We start from the raw sequence: 16,826 nt of genomic DNA on the forward strand, positions 1-16,826 counted from the left end.
AATAAGTTCGTATGTATGAAAATCGGCTGTAATATCAACATCCACTTCATGTTCTACCACTGTATTGTCATTATTTGTAATGGGGATCCCTGGTTCAGTTCCATAAAAGATATTGGAGGAAAATTGCATGGGGATATTCCCCCGTGATTCAATAATATCTATTTCTCCTTTGGTAGGCCACGGATCTCCATAAGACCAAAAGGCCGGCCACATACCATTACCGGCGGGCATTTTTATATGGGCCATAAAACGATACTCGGTTTCTCCGGTTCCTCTAGACGGACCAAATGTGGTCTTAGTTTCTATTCTTCCAGATACATATTGAAACTCTTTTGGGGAGTTGTCATTTGGGTTATTGGGTCCGGTAATAGTTTCTCTTAGTATATCTATGGTTAAGATGCCATCTTGCAGGGACAATTGTGAGGGCCTGTAGTACTGTATTTCATTATTATAGGCCCCACTTTCCCAACTATTCCAAAGAGAAAGGTCAGTGTCAAAATTTTCTTCCCAGATCAAATTCCATGGCCTGTTGGGGTCTATGGGTTCCGGCAAAGGTTGCGGATCTATCGCAATGTCATCAGCAACATTTTCATCACCAGAATTAGAACAACCGGTAAAACTCAACAAAATGGCAAACAAAATTGGATATATGCTCATATGTACTACATTGATTTTTTTCATAACAACTGGAATAATTTTTTCAAAAGATACTAAAAACCAATGGACCTCTACTTTTCTACAGATTTTAGTCCTTGTATAGGCACGAAGGGAACCTTTATATAGTTACTTTCTCCGCAAAACTCTATTTTTAGACAAATTCATTGATCCGAATCTTTGAGTCGGATGTAGGTATTATAAATGGATCAAAAATCAGCTCCCTGGTACTTTCTCATACTCGTCATTCTGGCGGGTGAATCTGTATTTATTTTGCCCTTTGTGCTTTCCCGTGTCTTCAGGCCAACAGTGCTTGATGCCTTTGGTTTAGACAATGTACAGCTAGGGCTGTGTTTTTCTGTATATGGCGTAGTGGCCTTAGTTTCCTATCTCTTTGGCGGTCCCCTGGCCGATAAGTTTCCCCCTCGAAAACTGATCGCATTGGCACTTTGGATGACAGCCCTGGGCGGACTGGTCTATGCAACTTTTCCCAGCTATGATGTTTTAAAAATTCTATATGGATATTGGGGCTTTACCACCATTTTTTTATTCTGGGCTCCTATGATCAAGGCAACCCGGGTCTGGGGAGGAACTACTTCTCAGGGGAAGGCGTTTGGATTTTTAGATGGAGGGCGTGGACTTGTCGGTGCCCTTTTCGGTACCATGGGGGTACTTATTTTCTCCATGTTTATAACTTCAGAGATCGCTTCGGCAAGCATCTCAGAAAGCAGAGCAGCTTTTAAATATGTAATCCTGATATCTGCCGGGATCGTGGCCTTTGTTGGGCTCTTGGTATGGTTCTTTATGAAATTGGATAGCAGGGTTGAAAAAGAGATCATCTTAGATAAAATAACAATGTCACAAATAAAAGAGGTATTACGACTGCCTTCAGTGTGGTTACTTATGATCATTATTTTATGCGCTTATGTAGGCTATAAGATCACCGATGTGTTTTCACTTTATGCCCAGGATGTAATGCGTTATGATCAGGTACAATCTGCCCAGGTAGGGACCTTTTTGTTGTTTATTCGGCCGGTTATCGGGGTGCTTATTGGCATATTGGCAGACAGGACCCAAACAACCTTCTGGTTGATGATCAGTTTTGTTGTTGCCTTCTTTGGAGCCTTGTTGTTTGCCACAGGCCTGGTTTCTACTTCGGCAACCGCCTTGTTCTTTATTTCGATCTTAGTAGTAGCTACCGGTGTATATGCGGCACGTTCGCTTTATTTTGCGGTAATGCAACGGGGACAGATCCCCTTGGTGTTGACCGGAACCGCAGTGGGCCTTATCTCGCTTATTGGGTATACGCCCGATATTTTTGCCGGGCCTGCTATGGGGTATCTCCTGGATAGTTCACCGGGAGTTGAAGGGCATCAACATGTATTCTGGATGCTGGCCATTTTTTCTTTTATTGGAGGTATAGCAGCCTGGTATTATTTTAGGTTGTATAGGAAGAAGTAAGACGGAGAAAATTACCATACATATATTCCAATACGGACATTTGGAGCGTTTCAATCACTTGTTCAGATGTTTTTCTATATCACTCAAATGAAGCTTTAGTGCCTGGGTAGAAATTTGAATTTCCTTGATCAAAAGGGCCAGCGAAATGATAAGCAGTAGCAAGGCAATGCCAAAAATCCATATGGCTAAAACATGTTGGTCTATATAAATAAGGAACATAGTAAGTACACAAAGAAGGAGGCTTGTTATGCCAAAGATCTGCATCCATCGGGTTAGGTTTAATCGCAGCTTCAGGTTTTTTATTTGCTCAATTAAGGACTCGTCTCGTTGTTCCATGTATTTATCGCGTAGATTTCTGATCACCGCGGCATAGGCCAGAAACCTGTTGGTATATGCCAGCATGATCAATGATATGGCAGAGAATAAAAGGGCAGGAGTGGTAAGGGTAAGTTCTTCCATTAATTTTTTTTCAAAAGTAGAGAATTATCTTAAATCTCAAATCTCAAGTATTAATTGGTACTTGGTATTTGATATAAGATTCCCCTATTTTTCCATTTCCTTAAAATATAGCCAAGTCCTGCTGGGAGATGGGCACTTTCATTATCTTTGAGGCCACTAAGCAAGAAGATATATGAATTTCTTACGAAACCTTTTAGCAGCTATCCTGGGGACCCTTATCGCCTTTGGGATGCTGTTCTTTATGTTCCTAATTTTTATCAGCCTGGCCAATGCGGAAGAAGGTGTTACGGTAAAGAAAAATTCTGTGCTGGAACTCCAATTTAAAGATCCTATAAATGACTATACCGGCAGCAATGATGCCGACCCATTCGCCGGACTCTTTGCAGAGGCCGTTGGCTTAGACGATATATTACATGCCATAGCAGTGGCTAAGAACGATGATAAGATTGAAGGGATCAGCCTTAGAAGTCAATTTGTAATGGCCGGTTGGTCGCAGACACAGGCTATCAGAGAGGCCCTGCGCGATTTTAAGGAGTCGGGGAAGTTTATCTACGCCTATTCCGACCTCTACATGCAAAAGGACTATTTTCTGGCCAGTGTGGCAGATAGTGTATTCTTAAACCCGGTAGGGGGAATGGACTTTAGAGGCCTTTCTGCGGAGGTTTTATTTTACAAAGATCTACAGGAAAAGACCGGGGTAAAAATGGAGGTTATCCGCCATGGAAAATACAAAAGTGCCGTGGAACCTTATTTGGAAAATGAAATGAGTGAGGCCAACCGTACCCAGATCAAAGAATTATTGGAGTCGCTTTGGGGATCTGTGGTTGAGCAGATAGGGTCAGACAGAAACCTTTATATAGACGACCTGAATGTTATAGCCGATACTTTGGGAGGGCGAAGTCCGTTGTATGCGAAACAGTCGGGCCTAATAGACGATCTTTTGTATATGGACCAATATGAGGCCATCCTTAAAAAAGCTAGTGGACGTTCAGAAGATCAAAAAATACAATATATAGAGCTTTCAGACTATATGAAGGAAGCCGGCAAGAGATCACTGTACAAAGGGAGCGATCGTATCGCGGTGATCTATGCACAGGGAGAGATCCTTTACGGTGAAGGTGGCCCAAACTATATTGGGCAGGGCCTTATCAACAAGGCGCTGATCAAGGCCCGGGAAGATAAAAAGGTGAAGGCAGTGGTATTACGTGTCAATTCACCAGGGGGTAGTGCCCTTACCTCAGATATTATATGGCGTGAGATAGAACTTACGAAGAAAGAAAAACCGGTAGTGGTTTCCATGGGCGATGTAGCCGCTTCAGGAGGTTATTATATTGCGGTAGGTGCAGATAAGATCTTTGCAGAACCCACTACCATTACAGGATCTATAGGTGTTTTTGGAACTATTCCGAACATCAGTGAATTGGCCGGTAACATAGGGATCAATGCAGAGCAGGTGGCCACCAATAGTAATTCTACTGAATATTCCCTATTTGAACCAATGACCCCTCAGTTTAGAGGCGTGGTTACAGAAAGTATTGAATCTATTTACCAAACCTTTCTTAATAGGGTATCTGTTGGTAGAAATATCTCTATGGCGAGGGCAGATAGCCTGGCCCAGGGGAGAGTTTGGAGTGGAATAGATGCCATGGAACTAGGTTTAATAGATGAGTTGGGAGGTCTGAACGATGCCATTGCCTCAGCCGCTGACCTGGCTGATATTACAAGCTATAGTATCCGAAGATACCCAAGATACAAGTCAAATTTTGAAATGTTGATGGAAGACCTGTCCGGTGCCAAAACCAGACTTCAGGAAGACATGATCAAATCTGAACTTGGGGAGGACGCTTTCGGTTTATACAAGGACATAAAAAGGACTACACAACAACGCGGCATACAAGCCAGCATGCCTTTTAGGTTAACTATCAAATAAGCAGATGACCACGAAGGATAAAAAAGTTGCGTACAAGATCTATTTGTACCTCGGAGCTCTTTTTATAACTTCTCTGGTTGTTTCCAATCTGATTTTTCAAAAGTTCTTTTACTGGAGGCCGTTCGGAGATGTCACCGTATTTGGGGCTTCGCTTTTCGAGATCTCTGTGGGGATCTTACCCTATCCAATTACTTTTTTGATCACGGATCTGATCTCCGAGATCTACGGGAAGAAAAAGGCCAACCAGATCGTTACGGCCGGGATCTTCGCCTCTTTTTTTTCAATGGGAATCATCTTGCTGGCCGAAATGGCACCGGCTATTCCGGCCTCGCCTATTGGGGATGAGGTGTTCCGAAGTGTTTTTGCACTTTCTCCCATAGCCGTACTGGCCTCTATGATCGCCTATCTCTGTGCTCAGTATGTGGATATTGCTATTTATCATTTTTGGAAACGGGTCACCAAGGGTAAATACCTTTGGATACGGAATAATTTTTCCACTTTTTTGTCGCAGTTCATAGATACCTTTACCGTAGTAGGCTTGCTTTGTGTTTTTCAGGTGTTACCCTGGACTCTTTTTACCGGTCTTGTGATCAGTGGATTCCTTTTTAAGGTATTTATTGCGATGCTAGACACCCCTTTTCTGTATTTTTTCGTATATATCTTACGAAGGCGGTTTAAATTAAAAATGGGCGAGGAAATTCAGCTGGAGATCTAGCCCACTTCCACCTCTAAATCTTAATAAATGAAGAAAAAAGTTGTAAAAATAGCGGCCGGTATCATCCTGCTCTTTGTTGGAATTTTGATAGCAGCCCCCTTTGTATTGGAAGGAAAAATAGGGCAGATCATTAAAAAGAAAGTTAATAGCAGTATAAACGGATCATTCGATTTTGCAGAGGCAGACCTGAGCTTGTTTCGCAGCTTTCCCAATGCGGAATTGAGGATAAACGATGCGGTACTGTTGAACAATGCACCCTTTGAAGGAGATACTCTTTTTAAGGCAGGACAAATAGACCTTACCCTTTCAATTTATGAGCTATTTAAAGATGCTTCGGAGCCTATACAACTCAAAAGCCTGAGTCTGGACAAGGCCTTTTTAAACATTCAGATCAATGAAGCAGAACAGGCCAACTACGATATTGCCAAAGAAGTACCCAATTCCAACAATGCAGAAACTTCAGACAGCGGCTTTACTTTAGACCTACAAGAATATATCCTGAGCGGGTCGCGTGTTGTATACAACGACCTGGCAGATGGGATGTATGTGGAGGTATCAGATATAGAACACCGTGGATCCGGGGATCTGTCACTGCAGAAATCTGAATTGCAGACCACTTCGGAAGCTCTGGTAAGCTTGCGTATGGATGGCACCGAATACCTGAATAAGCATGAGGTAGCTCTTGAGGCCTTAATAGGAATAGACCTGGAGACCTTTACCTTTACCTTTTTAAAGAATAGCGGGCGTATTAACCAGCTGCCCCTGGTCTTTGAAGGCTTCGTTCAGGTAGCAGATGACTACAATGACGTGGATATTAAATTCCAAACCCCCTCCTCAGATTTTAAAAACTTCTTGGCCCTCTTCCCGGAGCAGTATTCCAAGGACATAAAAGATGTTGCTACCACCGGTAATTTTACGGTTGAAGGAGAATTTAAAGGGAAGATAGATGACATCCATATTCCAACTTTTAGGATAGATATTCAATCAGACAATGCATCGTTCAAATACCCCGATCTGCCAAAAGCAGTCGAAAATATTGTTATTGCTGCCGAAGTGACCAACGAAACAGGTCTGACAGAAGATACGTATGTTACTATTGAGAAGGCTTCTTTTGGCATAGATCAGGATCGCTTTGCGATGAATGCCAAAGTATGGGATCTAACGGGCAACACCAAGGTTGATGCCCGGATAGATGCAAATATGAATCTGGCCAACCTGTCCAGAGCCTATCCCTATGCTGCCGAAAAGGATCTAAAAGGTTTGTTGAAAGCCAAGGTATCCACCGCTTTTGATATGGCCTCTCTGGAAAAGAAGCAGTATGCCAAAACGCGCACTTCAGGACAGTTGAGCATTGAAGGTTTTGAATACAGTAATGAGGAATTGACGGCCCCGGTTCAATTTCAAGCAATCGCTTTGGATTTTAAACCGGAACGAGTGAGCCTTAACAAAATGCAGGGAACAATTGGTAAAACCGATTTTAATGTCTCCGGTACGCTGAATAATTTGTTGGGCTTTATGTTTAATAAGGAAGAGGTAGAAGGGAATTTTAATCTGGTCTCCAATACTTTTTCACTTAACGACTTTATGGTAGCTGATAGTAAGAGTTCGGAAAATAAAAAACCTAAATCGACTGAAGAGGCGGCCAGTATAAAGATCCCGTCCTTTCTAAATTGTACTATAAATGCCAAAGCACAAACTGTATTGTATGACAATCTGGTCTTGAAAAATGTGGAAGGAGTTTTACGGATCAAGGATGAAACTGCCACACTAAGCAGCCTTACTTCCTCTTTGTTCAGTGGAAAATTGGCCATGAATGGGGAGGTGTCTACAAAGGCAGAGACCCCAACTTTTGTTATGCGTTTGGGAGCAGAAGAATTTCAATTAGCCGAGGCTTTTAAAGAACTTACTCTTTTAAAAACTCTGGCTCCTGTAGCCTCAGCATTGCAGGGAAAATTAAATTCTACCATTGAGATCTCCGGGAATTTAAGTTCTGATTTTACTCCAGATCTTGGGACCATTACAGGAGATTTACTGGCCCAAATATTTGAGACCAGGATAAGTATGGAAAAAGCCAATGTACTGAATGCAATGGCTACTCAACTCAATTTCTTCAAACCAGAGAAACTCAATCTAAATGGTCTTAAAACAGCACTTTCTTTTAAGGATGGAGTAGTTACCGTAAAGCCCATCACCTTTAGCTATCAGGATATTGGAGTTACCGTAAATGGCAGTCATAGCTTTGACAAGAATATGAATTACAAGGCCACTTTGCAGGTCCCAGCCAAGTACCTGGGATCTGAGATTACCAATCTGATCGCCAAGATCGATGATAGTAGTTTACAAAACCTGACAATCCCCGTAGGAGTGTCTATTGGCGGACTGTACAGTAGTCCAAGGGTAACGACCGATCTTACATCCGGAGTGAAAAACCTTACGGCCAGTCTCATTGAGATTGAAAAGCAAAAATTATTGAATAAAGGGAAGGAGAAGGCATCTACCTTATTAGAAGGTCTGCTTACCGGGAAGAAAGGAAAAACAGATTCTACAACAACAAAAACTTCCACTACAGATGCTGTGAAGGAAACTTTGGGAGGAATTCTTAAAGCGAATACCCAGAAGGCAGACACTACCGGGAAAGATAGCACCGCCGCTGCAACTAAGAACGATGCAGTAAAAGAGGCAGCCAAATCTGTACTTGGCGGCTTATTGAAGAAAAAGAAAAAGGATACGGTAGTAGTAAAAAAGGACTCTATCAAGTAAGGCCCAGGGAAACGTAATAACCTTCGCTGCCACGGATATTAAAGACGGTGTTGTCTCCAAATAAGAGGTACTGTCCTTTGATCCCCATTAATTTACCTTGAAATTTGGGTGTCTTCTCCAGGTTTAAGCTTTTTACTTTTTCGGGGTACCTCAGCACGGGAAAATGCAGCTCAGTTTCCTTATTATTTTCTATGAAATAAGGAGCTGCCTCTTCCGGGATGTATTGTTTTAACTTGTTGCGCCAGGCCACCAGGTCCTCATCATCAACATTATTAGTGAGCATTTTCCTCCAGTTTGTCTTATCTCCAACGTGGTCTTTTAGTGCCACCTCGGTGATCCCTGCAAGGTAACGGTTGGGTACTTCAACTATCTCAATGGCCTCGTGGGCTCCCTGATCTATCCAGCGTGTAGGCACCTGAGTCTTGCGTGTTACCCCCACTTTTACATTGCTAGAATTAGCTAGGTATACAATATGGGGTTGCAACTGTACTTTTTTTTCATAGTCGAGATCCCTGTCTTCTTTGTCCAGATGGGCAGTACTTAATTCGGGGTGCATGATCCATTCCCCGGCAGAAGGGATCTCATAAAAACAGCTGCGGCAAAATCCCTGACGAAAAATAGGTCGCTCCAAACCACAGTTCAGGCACTGATATTTTAGAAACTGAATGCTCAAGGTGTTATTCAACACCTGATTCACATTTAGAAAGTCGTTTTCAAACAACAAATAATATTGAATAGGCTCTCCTAATTCGGTTTTCATTTTCCGTAAAACACCTTCGTATTGCATCTGCCTGTATTTATAATTTATCCAATTTAAATTGTTACCTTTTAACCCTATTTTTAGCTTGCCAAAGATACCGAAAAATGCCCATTCCATTATTTAACTCCATAGCTTCCTGGTTGCTTAAAAAGCGCTATCACCAGATAGAACTTTTTCTGAAGTACCCTGCGGAAGTACAGGAAGAGGTATTGCATCAATTACTTGAAATTGCCGAGGATACAGAGGTAGGGAAGAAGTACGATTTTGCTTCTATTACCCAATACAGGGAATTTCAGGAAAGGGTACCTATTGTTTCATACGAAGAGATGGAACCCATCATTGAACGGACCAGGAAAGGGGAGCAGAATATTTTTTGGCCCACTACCATTAAATGGTTTGCTAAAAGCAGTGGCACTACCAATGCCAAAAGCAAATTCATTCCTGTAAGCGAAGAAGCCCTGGAAGATTGTCATTATAAGTCGGGCAAAGATCTTCTCTGCCTCTATCTTAACAACAATGAGAATTCCCAGTTATTTACCGGGAAGAGTCTTCGTCTTGGCGGCAGCAAAGAACTCTATGAGGACAACGGCACCTTCTTCGGGGATCTCTCAGCCATTCTTATTGATAATATGCCCTTTTGGGCCGAATTGAGTAGCACACCCAGTAATAAGGTATCCCTGATGAGTGAATGGGAAACAAAGATGCATGCTATTATTCAGGAAAGCATTCAGGAGAATGTTACCAGTCTGGCCGGGGTACCTTCCTGGATGTTAGTCTTGTTAAATAATGTTCTGGAAGAAACCGGGAAGGACCACCTTTTTGAGATCTGGGAAAATCTGGAGGTCTATTTTCACGGGGGCGTAAGTTTTAATCCATACAAGGACCAGTTCGCAAAATTACTGCCCAGAAACAAGTTCAAGTACTACGAGATCTATAATGCCTCTGAAGGATTTTTTGCTATTCAGGACAGGAATAATGCGGATGATCTTTTACTGATGTTAGATTATGGCATCTTTTATGAATTTATCCCGATGGACATATATGGCACTGAGGAGCAACAGGCTATTGCCCTGTGGGACGTGGAAATAGGAAAGAATTACGCCATCATCATTACTACAAATGCAGGTCTCTGGCGATATAAAATAGGAGATACTGTTAGGTTTACATCTACAGATCCGTACCGGATCAAGATCACTGGTCGTACAAAACATTTTATCAATGTCTTTGGGGAAGAGCTTATTATTGAGAATGCGGAGGAAGCCTTGAAACAGATCTGCAATAAGACCGGAGCTCAGATAAAGGACTATACGGTGGCTCCAGTTTTTATGTCCGGAAGGGAGAAGGGAGCCCACGAATGGATGATTGAATTTAGGCAGGCACCGGAAAGGCTGGGTGACTTTACAGAATCATTGGACAGGGCCCTTAAATCCTTGAATTCAGATTACGAGGCTAAGCGCTATAATAATATGACACTTACTATGCCTAAGATAAATGTGGCCCGAGAAAATCTTTTTTATGACTGGCTAAAATCTAAGGACAAGCTAGGAGGGCAGCACAAGATCCCCAGATTATCTAATGACAGGGCCTATTTGGATGAATTGTTGCATATGAATGATTGAATTCTGTATAACACTCACAACCAGTGTATTGGAAAATGGTCGATAAAATGCAACCAATCGACAAGTAAATAGGAGATTTGCCTAAATAATGTACAAATTGAGCCTCCAAACTTAACCTATAAGTACATTCTTATGGCAGAAAAACTAGTTATCCTATCCGATATGTGGGGTTCAAAGAAAGGTCTTTGGATCACCTCTTACCTGGGCTACTTACAACAATACTTTGATATTCAATACTACGATACTCAGCATCTAGCAGGGGTAGATCTAGTGGTCTGCACACCAGAGAACCTCTTTGAGGCATTTCAAAATGGCGGTATGGATACTGCCGTAGCGCAGCTGCTCAATAAAGAAAACAAGCCTTGCCATTATTTAACTTTTTGTGCCGGAGGTACAGTGGTCTGGAATGCCGCCTTACAGGGGTTACCTATGAAGTCTTTATACGCAATTTCACCTATAGATCTCCCTTTAAATGCTGCAAAGCCAGATTGTCCGGTACGCTTATTACACGGCGAAAAAGACAAAGGTTTGCCAACTGAGGAATGGGCCGCTTCAAAAGGAGTTTCCTTAGAAATACTGCCTAAATACGGACATGGATTATATTCTGATGAGAAGATCGTCCAAAAAGTTTGTTTAAGTCTTTTGGATTCTGTTATTCACAAAAAATTTCAACTTTAAGAGACCGCCTTTAACTTCTTGATGGTCTCATAGGAGAGTTTCGCTTCCGCGTACGGCTTGGTCACCTTAAATTCCTTGTCATCACTACTGGGTAGTTCAAACATGGCATCTGTAAAGATGGCCTCACATAGAGAACGCAAGCCTCTGGCACCTAGTTTGTATTCAATAGCCTTGTCTACAATGTAATCCAATGCCTGTTCGGTGATCTCAAAGCTGATTCCATCCATAGTGAACAACTTTTCATACTGTTTGATGATGGCATTCTTTGGTTCGGTAAGTATAGCCCTAAGGGTCTTCTTATCGAGCGGATTCATATGGGTGAGTACTGGCAACCTGCCAATGATCTCAGGGATCAAACCAAATTCCTTTAGGTCTCTTGGAATGATATATTGAAGCACATTTTCCTTATCTATATGTTCTTCTTTACGAGCTGCACTATAGCCAATTGCCTGCATATTGAGTCTTTTGGTAATAATACGTTCTATCCCATCAAAAGCTCCACCGGCTACAAAAAGGATGTTCTCGGTGTTCACTTCAATAAATTTTTGATCCGGATGTTTTCGTCCCCCTTTTGGCGGTACATTTACCATAGTTCCTTCGAGAAGTTTTAACAATCCCTGTTGCACGCCTTCACCCGAAACATCGCGCGTAATGGATGGGTTATCACTTTTTCGTGCAATCTTGTCTATCTCATCTATAAATACGATTCCCCGCTCTGCCTTTTCTAAGTTATAATCTGCCGCTTGCAAGAGTCTTGTAAGAATACTTTCAACATCCTCCCCTACATACCCTGCCTCTGTTAGAACCGTAGCATCTACAATAGCTAAGGGTACATTAAGCATTTTGGCAATGGTACGGGCCATAAGGGTCTTCCCTGTACCGGTTTGCCCAACCATAATGATATTACTCTTTTGGATCTCTATTTCATCTTCCTTGGAGCTGGGCTGTAAAAGTCGTTTGTAGTGATTGTATACCGCAACGGACAATACTTTTTTTGTTCTACTCTGACCTATGATAAAACTATCCAGAAATTCTTTGATCTCTTTTGGCTTCTTTAAGGTCAATTCTGAAGAAAGGTCGTCTGTTTTGGATTGTTTAGATTCCTCAGAAACAATGCCATGAGCCTGTTCTATACATCGATCACAGATATGAGCATCCAGCCCCGCAATAAGGAGGTTGGTCTCAGGTTTTTTCCTGCCACAAAAAGAACATTCTAAGTTTTCTTTGGCCATATTTTTTAATGCTATCGGCTATTATAACGAAATAATTCTGATTTTGGTTTATTATGGGGTCAAGAGGCTACATTCTTTAGGTGTAAACCCCAGCGTTCTAATCTTTGTCTCGTACCAGAATCTCATCGATCATACCGTATTTTTTTGCCTCTTGGGCCTTCATCCAATAATCCCGATCACTGTCTTCGTATATTTTGTCAAAAGACTGTCCGGAATGTTCGGAAATAATATGATAGAGTTCGTCCTTGATCTTTATTACCTCATTGGCTGCAATTTCTATATCGCTGGCCTGTCCCTGAGCTCCAGACATGGGCTGGTGGATCATTACTCTGGAGTGCTTTAGCCCACTTCGTTTTCCTTTCTCTCCGGCACATAACAGAACAGCGGCCATAGAGGCTGCCATTCCCGTGCAGATAGTGGCCACATCGGGCTTAATGAATTGCATGGTATCATAGATCCCTAAGCCGGCATATACGCTTCCTCCGGGAGAATTAATATAGATCTGTATGTCTTTGGAAGAATCAGCACTGGCCAGGAACAACAGTTGTGCCTGTACAATATTGGCCACCTGTTCATTGATCCCGGTTCCCAAAAAGATGATCCTATCCATCATAAGACGCGAGAAAACGTCCATGGCTATGGCGTTTAATTGACGCTCTTCAATAATATTTGGCGTCATATTTACAGGGTACATACTGCGTAAAACCTCATCATAGTACATGCTATTGATGCCGTGATCCTTTATGGCGAAGTTTTTGAATTCTTTTCCGTAATCCATTATAGTGGTATAATTATATTATAAAAAAAAGGAGCCGAATTAATAGCATTCGGCTCTGTAAAGATACTTATTTTTAATGAAAATTGATCGCAGTTTGTCTGCCGCATCCTATTTTATAAAAGTCTTAACAAAGAGATTTCCTATCGTATTAAGGATATTATTCTTTCTGTCCGGGGAAATTAACCGTAGACCTCTTTTACAAAATTTTCATAGGTAACCTCTTTCACTTTTAGGTTAGCCTTTTCCTTGTAGAGGGTAAGCAATTTTTGACTCATCAATTGTTCTGAAAGTCGTTTTACTTCTTCCTGATTGCTCATGACTCTTCCGGCAATGGCTTCTAGTTCTTCTTCCTGCGGATTCATTTGTCCGTATTGAGCCATTTGAGACTTTATAAAGCCTTTTGCAAATTCCTTAAGCTCATCAAAGCTGATCTCAACGTTGTGATCTTTAATGATCTTCCCTTCAATCAATTGATAACGCAAACCTTTTTCAGATTTCTCATATTCATCATGAGCTTCCTCTTCAGATAGAGGCTTCTCGCCTGTCATCTGGATCCATTTCTTTAAAAAACCTGAAGGCAAATCAAATTTGGTGGTATCAATCAACCGTTCGGTTACATCATTCAGAAGTTTTTGATCAGATTGTTGTTCAAATTGCTTCTCAGCATCTTCTTTAAGACGGTCTTTTAGTTCTTTCACAGAAGTTATGGTATCCTTTCCAAAAAGCTTGTCGAACAACTCCTGGTTCAATTCTGCCAGCTCACGCTCATTGATCTCTTCTAAAGTGAAGTTTACTTCAATGGCCAACTTATCCGCTTTTTCTTTATTGATCCCTAAGGCTCCTGAAAGAAAATAATCTTCTTTAAAAAGGCCTTTGGTTTTTAAGGTAACCACATCGCCGGGTTTTTTACCAAGTAAGGCATCCAGGGCCTTTTTATTCTTGATTTTATCAAGCTCCACTGTAGATTTATGCTCAATCTCCTCTGCTTCATTTACAAAGGTCCCTGTTATTTCATCTTTTTTTCCGACTTCTTTTTTAGAGATCAGTTTTCCGTATTGTTTTTGGATACGTTCTAACTGCTCATCAATCATCTTCTTATCGGCAACTATTTTGTATTGAATTACAGGTTTCTTGGTTTTTAGGGAAGCTTCGAATTCCGGGGCCAGGCCTAACTCAAATTCAAAAGCTAATTCGTCCCTGTCCCAATCAAAACTATCTTGTTGTTTAGGCAGAGGATTTCCTAACACATCTAGTTTTTCCTCGTTGAGGTATTTATTGAGATTGTCCTGTAATAATTTGTTGACCTCATCTACCAGTACCGCCTTGCCGTACTGCTTCTTGATAAGTCCCATAGGGACCTGTCCTTTTCTAAATCCAGGTATATTGGCCTGTTTACGATAATCCTTAAGGATCTTTTCTACCTTGTCCTGGTAGTCTTCTTTTGTGATAGCTACCTTAACTACAGCGTTTAGGTCGTCTATTTGCTCCTTGGTAATATTCATCTATTTCTTCTATTTACATTCCCGTAAGGGGATGCAAAAATAGTACATTTTACAGAGCAGAACAAGTTTTTGGAACCTTGTCTAAACTGTTGCTTAAAAGGTTTCTTTAGGTTCCTTTAAAACTGAAAAAAATATGGATTGAAGAAATGAAAGAAGTAAGCTGAAAAGCAGGGCCCACCAGATGTTCTCAACCCCAAAACCGGGTACTAATTGATCTGCTAAAAGAATAATAACGGCATTGATGATCAATAAGAAAAGTCCAAGTGTAAGGATGGTCACCGGGAGCGTAAGAATTACCAAAACAGGCTTTACAATAAAATTGAGCAAGCTGAGGACGATGGCTACAATAATAGCAGTGGTATATGAATCTACATATACACCACTTAAAAGTTTAGCCAACAAGACCACAGCAAGGGCACTAAGCAGAACACGAATAATAAGTTTCATAGGATCATTAATTAGGTTAGCAATAAAAAAGGCACCTATAAAAGGTGCCTTTAAAATAATGATTTAATTTTTATTGTAAGTATAGTCCGGTATAATCCAAAGGATCTACGCCCGGAAGATTTGAACCATATTTTGCATTGATGGTTTGGATGATCAAATTTGCCAGCAATGCTGATCCCCTTGGTGCCGGGTGTACCCCATCCAAAGAAAATCCGCCACCGGTAGCATAAGCATCTGTCACAACACTTCCATCGCTTAATGGAGCTCCAACATCTGCTATGATACTTTGGTATGTATTAACGTCTACCAAGGCTAGATCGTATTGTGTTGCCAATGCTGCTATTGTTTGATTGTAAGCTGTGGTAGCCACACTAATAGAAGTTTGTTCTTCAGGAGTCAACACCCATTTATCTTCCAAAGGCAATGATACCCCCTCCACTGAAAACTGTCCTGCCAATTCCGCGGATAATCCTTGATTAACTAAAAACTGAAAATTATCAGTATTTACAGTTCCAATTATTGTCCTGCTTGGTAAAACAATTAGATCATCTGCCGTGGCTGGTCTTGACTGACCGTAAGTTAATCCCAATAAATTTGCTACCAGAGGAGCAGCCTGAGGTGGTAATCCAAATTGTGCAATAAAAGCGTTAAATGCCGGAAGATCTGATAATAATGCTCCTGCAATTGTTCCGGACAGATCTGCTAAATTTTCATCTCTGATCACCACAGCGCTAGCTGCTGATTCTGAAAACACGACAATTCGTTCTGGCTGTTGGACAGCAGTAAAAATTTGATTTAATGTTCCAAAAATTGTGTTTAACAAAGGTATTTGCGGCCCGAAATCTGGATTTGTTGGATCCAAGGGCTTGTGTGGCACGGTTGTAAAATAAGGTAATGCGCTTACATCAGGAATATTAATCACCACCCCATCGGCTCCATTGGCAGTTAGGCCTTGCAGGAGACCGTCGTATACACCGGCAAAGACATTGGGATCCGTGATATCGCTACCTCCGTACATAGTAGGATCAAAATTTCCGGTCTGATCTACTCCATCACCTCCCGAGGCGGCAAATCCTAATACATCATTATTTCCTATCCAAAGTGTAAAGAAAGTCGGATTTTGTGCTAGTGCATCTCCGATAACAGTCGCAGATCCGGAACTTGCAAATCTTGCATAATACGGGTTAGCCGCGCCAATGGCTACCCCGGCTATATTACCATACCCGGGAGCTGCCAAATGAAAGCTCTTTGCGCCTGGAACGCCCATATTATTAAAAGGTCCGGTTAAGGTATTTCCTATTTCTGTTGTTCCCTGACCAGATACAGGTACCGGTGAAGGGTCTCCGGAAGCAAAAGATAAAATAAGTCGGTTTCCCAGAAAAGCCTGTCCGTCTAAGGTAGCTCCTCCTAAATTATCTGCCATAAATGGCGTGGTAAAGGCCCCACCCCCTGCAAGGGCAAAATTCCCTGCCAGCATGGAAGGAAAAGAATTGGTTTGGCCGTCAATAAATAGTGCTTGATCTGAATAACCAGCGGTGATTGAATTTCCCACGGCTACATAGTTCGAAAAATCGGCTGTTCCACTTGTATAGTTTACCGGCGCCGGAGGAGGCGTGTTATCTACGATTATATCGTCTTCACTACAGGACGCTAAGAAGAGTCCGAGAAATGCAAGTAATGCAAAAAGCTTTTTCATTGAGTCAATTTTGAGTTATAAATCTTCACGAAGTTCAGTCTAGCCAAATTTAATATAAATTATGATACACGCAATTAAACCCCCATATAATTAAAGAACTCCTAATTCTAGCCAAAGAACTTTATGAATTCATAA

The 16,826-nt window shown here is 41.5% G+C and carries 14 protein-coding genes; 6 read left to right on the forward strand and 8 right to left on the reverse strand.

The window, feature by feature from the left end; genetic code table 11:
* Positions 1-681: glycoside hydrolase family 16 protein (locus tag Q0X72_RS01310; RefSeq protein ID WP_297760903.1), on the reverse strand; the 681-nt coding region annotated here is incomplete at its 3' end.
* A 177-nt stretch (positions 682-858) separates the two neighbouring features.
* On the opposite strand from Q0X72_RS01310, the gene Q0X72_RS01315 reads away from it, so the two are divergent.
* On the forward strand, positions 859-2,115 hold the full coding sequence (locus Q0X72_RS01315; protein ID WP_297760906.1) for a nitrate/nitrite transporter: 1,257 nt from the start codon (positions 859-861) through the stop codon (positions 2,113-2,115).
* A 54-nt stretch (positions 2,116-2,169) separates the two neighbouring features.
* Here the strand turns inward: Q0X72_RS01315 and Q0X72_RS01320 are convergent, their stop codons facing one another.
* Positions 2,170-2,574 carry a DUF2721 domain-containing protein gene (locus tag Q0X72_RS01320; RefSeq protein WP_297760909.1) on the reverse strand — a complete coding sequence of 135 codons (405 nt, stop codon included), beginning with the start codon at positions 2,572-2,574 and terminating at the stop codon, positions 2,170-2,172.
* A gap of 172 nt (positions 2,575-2,746) precedes the next feature.
* Between Q0X72_RS01320 and sppA the strand changes: the two genes are divergently transcribed.
* From sppA to Q0X72_RS01335, 3 genes are read left to right on the forward strand one after another with little or no spacing between them, the layout of a single operon-like run.
* Entirely contained in the window at positions 2,747-4,504 is a 1,758-nt protein-coding gene (gene sppA, locus Q0X72_RS01325) for a signal peptide peptidase SppA (RefSeq protein WP_297760912.1), read from the forward strand.
* Positions 4,505-4,508: 4 nt separating this feature from the next.
* The gene (locus tag Q0X72_RS01330) at positions 4,509-5,219 is read left to right on the forward strand and encodes a queuosine precursor transporter (RefSeq protein ID WP_297760915.1); all 711 of its coding nucleotides are present in this window, start codon (positions 4,509-4,511) and stop codon (positions 5,217-5,219) included.
* A gap of 27 nt (positions 5,220-5,246) precedes the next feature.
* The gene (locus Q0X72_RS01335) at positions 5,247-7,979 is read left to right on the forward strand and encodes an AsmA family protein (protein WP_297760918.1); all 2,733 of its coding nucleotides are present in this window, start codon (positions 5,247-5,249) and stop codon (positions 7,977-7,979) included.
* Here Q0X72_RS01335 and Q0X72_RS01340 read toward each other — a convergent pair.
* A complete protein-coding gene (locus tag Q0X72_RS01340) occupies positions 7,972-8,766 on the reverse strand; it encodes a DUF2797 domain-containing protein (protein WP_297760921.1) in 795 nt (264 codons plus the stop codon). The genes Q0X72_RS01335 and Q0X72_RS01340 overlap by 8 nt on opposite strands.
* Positions 8,767-8,843: 77 nt before the next feature.
* Between Q0X72_RS01340 and Q0X72_RS01345 the strand changes: the two genes are divergently transcribed.
* A complete protein-coding gene (locus Q0X72_RS01345; protein WP_297760926.1) occupies positions 8,844-10,358 on the forward strand; it encodes a GH3 auxin-responsive promoter family protein in 1,515 nt (504 codons plus the stop codon).
* A gap of 132 nt (positions 10,359-10,490) precedes the next feature.
* Positions 10,491-11,036, forward strand: a complete 546-nt coding sequence (locus Q0X72_RS01350; RefSeq protein WP_297760929.1) for a hypothetical protein — start codon at positions 10,491-10,493, stop codon at positions 11,034-11,036.
* Here the strand turns inward: Q0X72_RS01350 and clpX are convergent.
* From clpX to Q0X72_RS01375, 5 genes are all read right to left on the reverse strand, one after another.
* On the reverse strand, positions 11,033-12,268 hold the full coding sequence (gene clpX / locus Q0X72_RS01355; protein ID WP_297760932.1) for an ATP-dependent Clp protease ATP-binding subunit ClpX: 1,236 nt from the start codon (positions 12,266-12,268) through the stop codon (positions 11,033-11,035). The genes Q0X72_RS01350 and clpX overlap by 4 nt on opposite strands.
* A 97-nt stretch (positions 12,269-12,365) precedes the next feature.
* A complete protein-coding gene (gene clpP, locus Q0X72_RS01360; RefSeq protein ID WP_297760935.1) occupies positions 12,366-13,046 on the reverse strand; it encodes an ATP-dependent Clp endopeptidase proteolytic subunit ClpP in 681 nt (226 codons plus the stop codon).
* Positions 13,047-13,225: 179 nt separating this feature from the next.
* Positions 13,226-14,548, reverse strand: a complete 1,323-nt coding sequence (tig, locus tag Q0X72_RS01365; protein ID WP_297760939.1) for a trigger factor — start codon at positions 14,546-14,548, stop codon at positions 13,226-13,228.
* A 93-nt stretch (positions 14,549-14,641) separates the two neighbouring features.
* Positions 14,642-14,995, reverse strand: a complete 354-nt coding sequence (locus Q0X72_RS01370) for a phage holin family protein (RefSeq protein ID WP_297760942.1) — start codon at positions 14,993-14,995, stop codon at positions 14,642-14,644.
* A 70-nt stretch (positions 14,996-15,065) separates the two neighbouring features.
* Positions 15,066-16,691, reverse strand: coding sequence for a G-D-S-L family lipolytic protein (locus Q0X72_RS01375; protein WP_297760944.1), 1,626 nt, complete (start codon positions 16,689-16,691; stop codon positions 15,066-15,068).
* Between the last annotated feature and the right edge of the window lie 135 nt (positions 16,692-16,826).

The organism is uncultured Muriicola sp., from assembly GCF_947258935.1.
GTDB lineage: Bacteria > Bacteroidota > Bacteroidia > Flavobacteriales > Flavobacteriaceae > Muriicola.

Coding starts and splice junctions, on each gene's coding strand:
- Q0X72_RS01315 (WP_297760906.1), top strand. CDS start 859: ATGGATCAAAAATCAGCTCCCTGGTACTTTCTCATACTCGTCATTCTG.
- Q0X72_RS01320 (WP_297760909.1), bottom strand. CDS start 2,574: ATGGAAGAACTTACCCTTACCACTCCTGCCCTTTTATTCTCTGCCATA.
- sppA (WP_297760912.1), top strand. CDS start 2,747: ATGAATTTCTTACGAAACCTTTTAGCAGCTATCCTGGGGACCCTTATC.
- Q0X72_RS01330 (WP_297760915.1), top strand. CDS start 4,509: ATGACCACGAAGGATAAAAAAGTTGCGTACAAGATCTATTTGTACCTC.
- Q0X72_RS01335 (WP_297760918.1), top strand. CDS start 5,247: ATGAAGAAAAAAGTTGTAAAAATAGCGGCCGGTATCATCCTGCTCTTT.
- Q0X72_RS01340 (WP_297760921.1), bottom strand. CDS start 8,766: ATGCAATACGAAGGTGTTTTACGGAAAATGAAAACCGAATTAGGAGAG.
- Q0X72_RS01345 (WP_297760926.1), top strand. CDS start 8,844: ATGCCCATTCCATTATTTAACTCCATAGCTTCCTGGTTGCTTAAAAAG.
- Q0X72_RS01350 (WP_297760929.1), top strand. CDS start 10,491: ATGGCAGAAAAACTAGTTATCCTATCCGATATGTGGGGTTCAAAGAAA.
- clpX (WP_297760932.1), bottom strand. CDS start 12,268: ATGGCCAAAGAAAACTTAGAATGTTCTTTTTGTGGCAGGAAAAAACCT.
- clpP (WP_297760935.1), bottom strand. CDS start 13,046: ATGGATTACGGAAAAGAATTCAAAAACTTCGCCATAAAGGATCACGGC.
- tig (WP_297760939.1), bottom strand. CDS start 14,548: ATGAATATTACCAAGGAGCAAATAGACGACCTAAACGCTGTAGTTAAG.
- Q0X72_RS01370 (WP_297760942.1), bottom strand. CDS start 14,995: ATGAAACTTATTATTCGTGTTCTGCTTAGTGCCCTTGCTGTGGTCTTG.
- Q0X72_RS01375 (WP_297760944.1), bottom strand. CDS start 16,691: ATGAAAAAGCTTTTTGCATTACTTGCATTTCTCGGACTCTTCTTAGCG.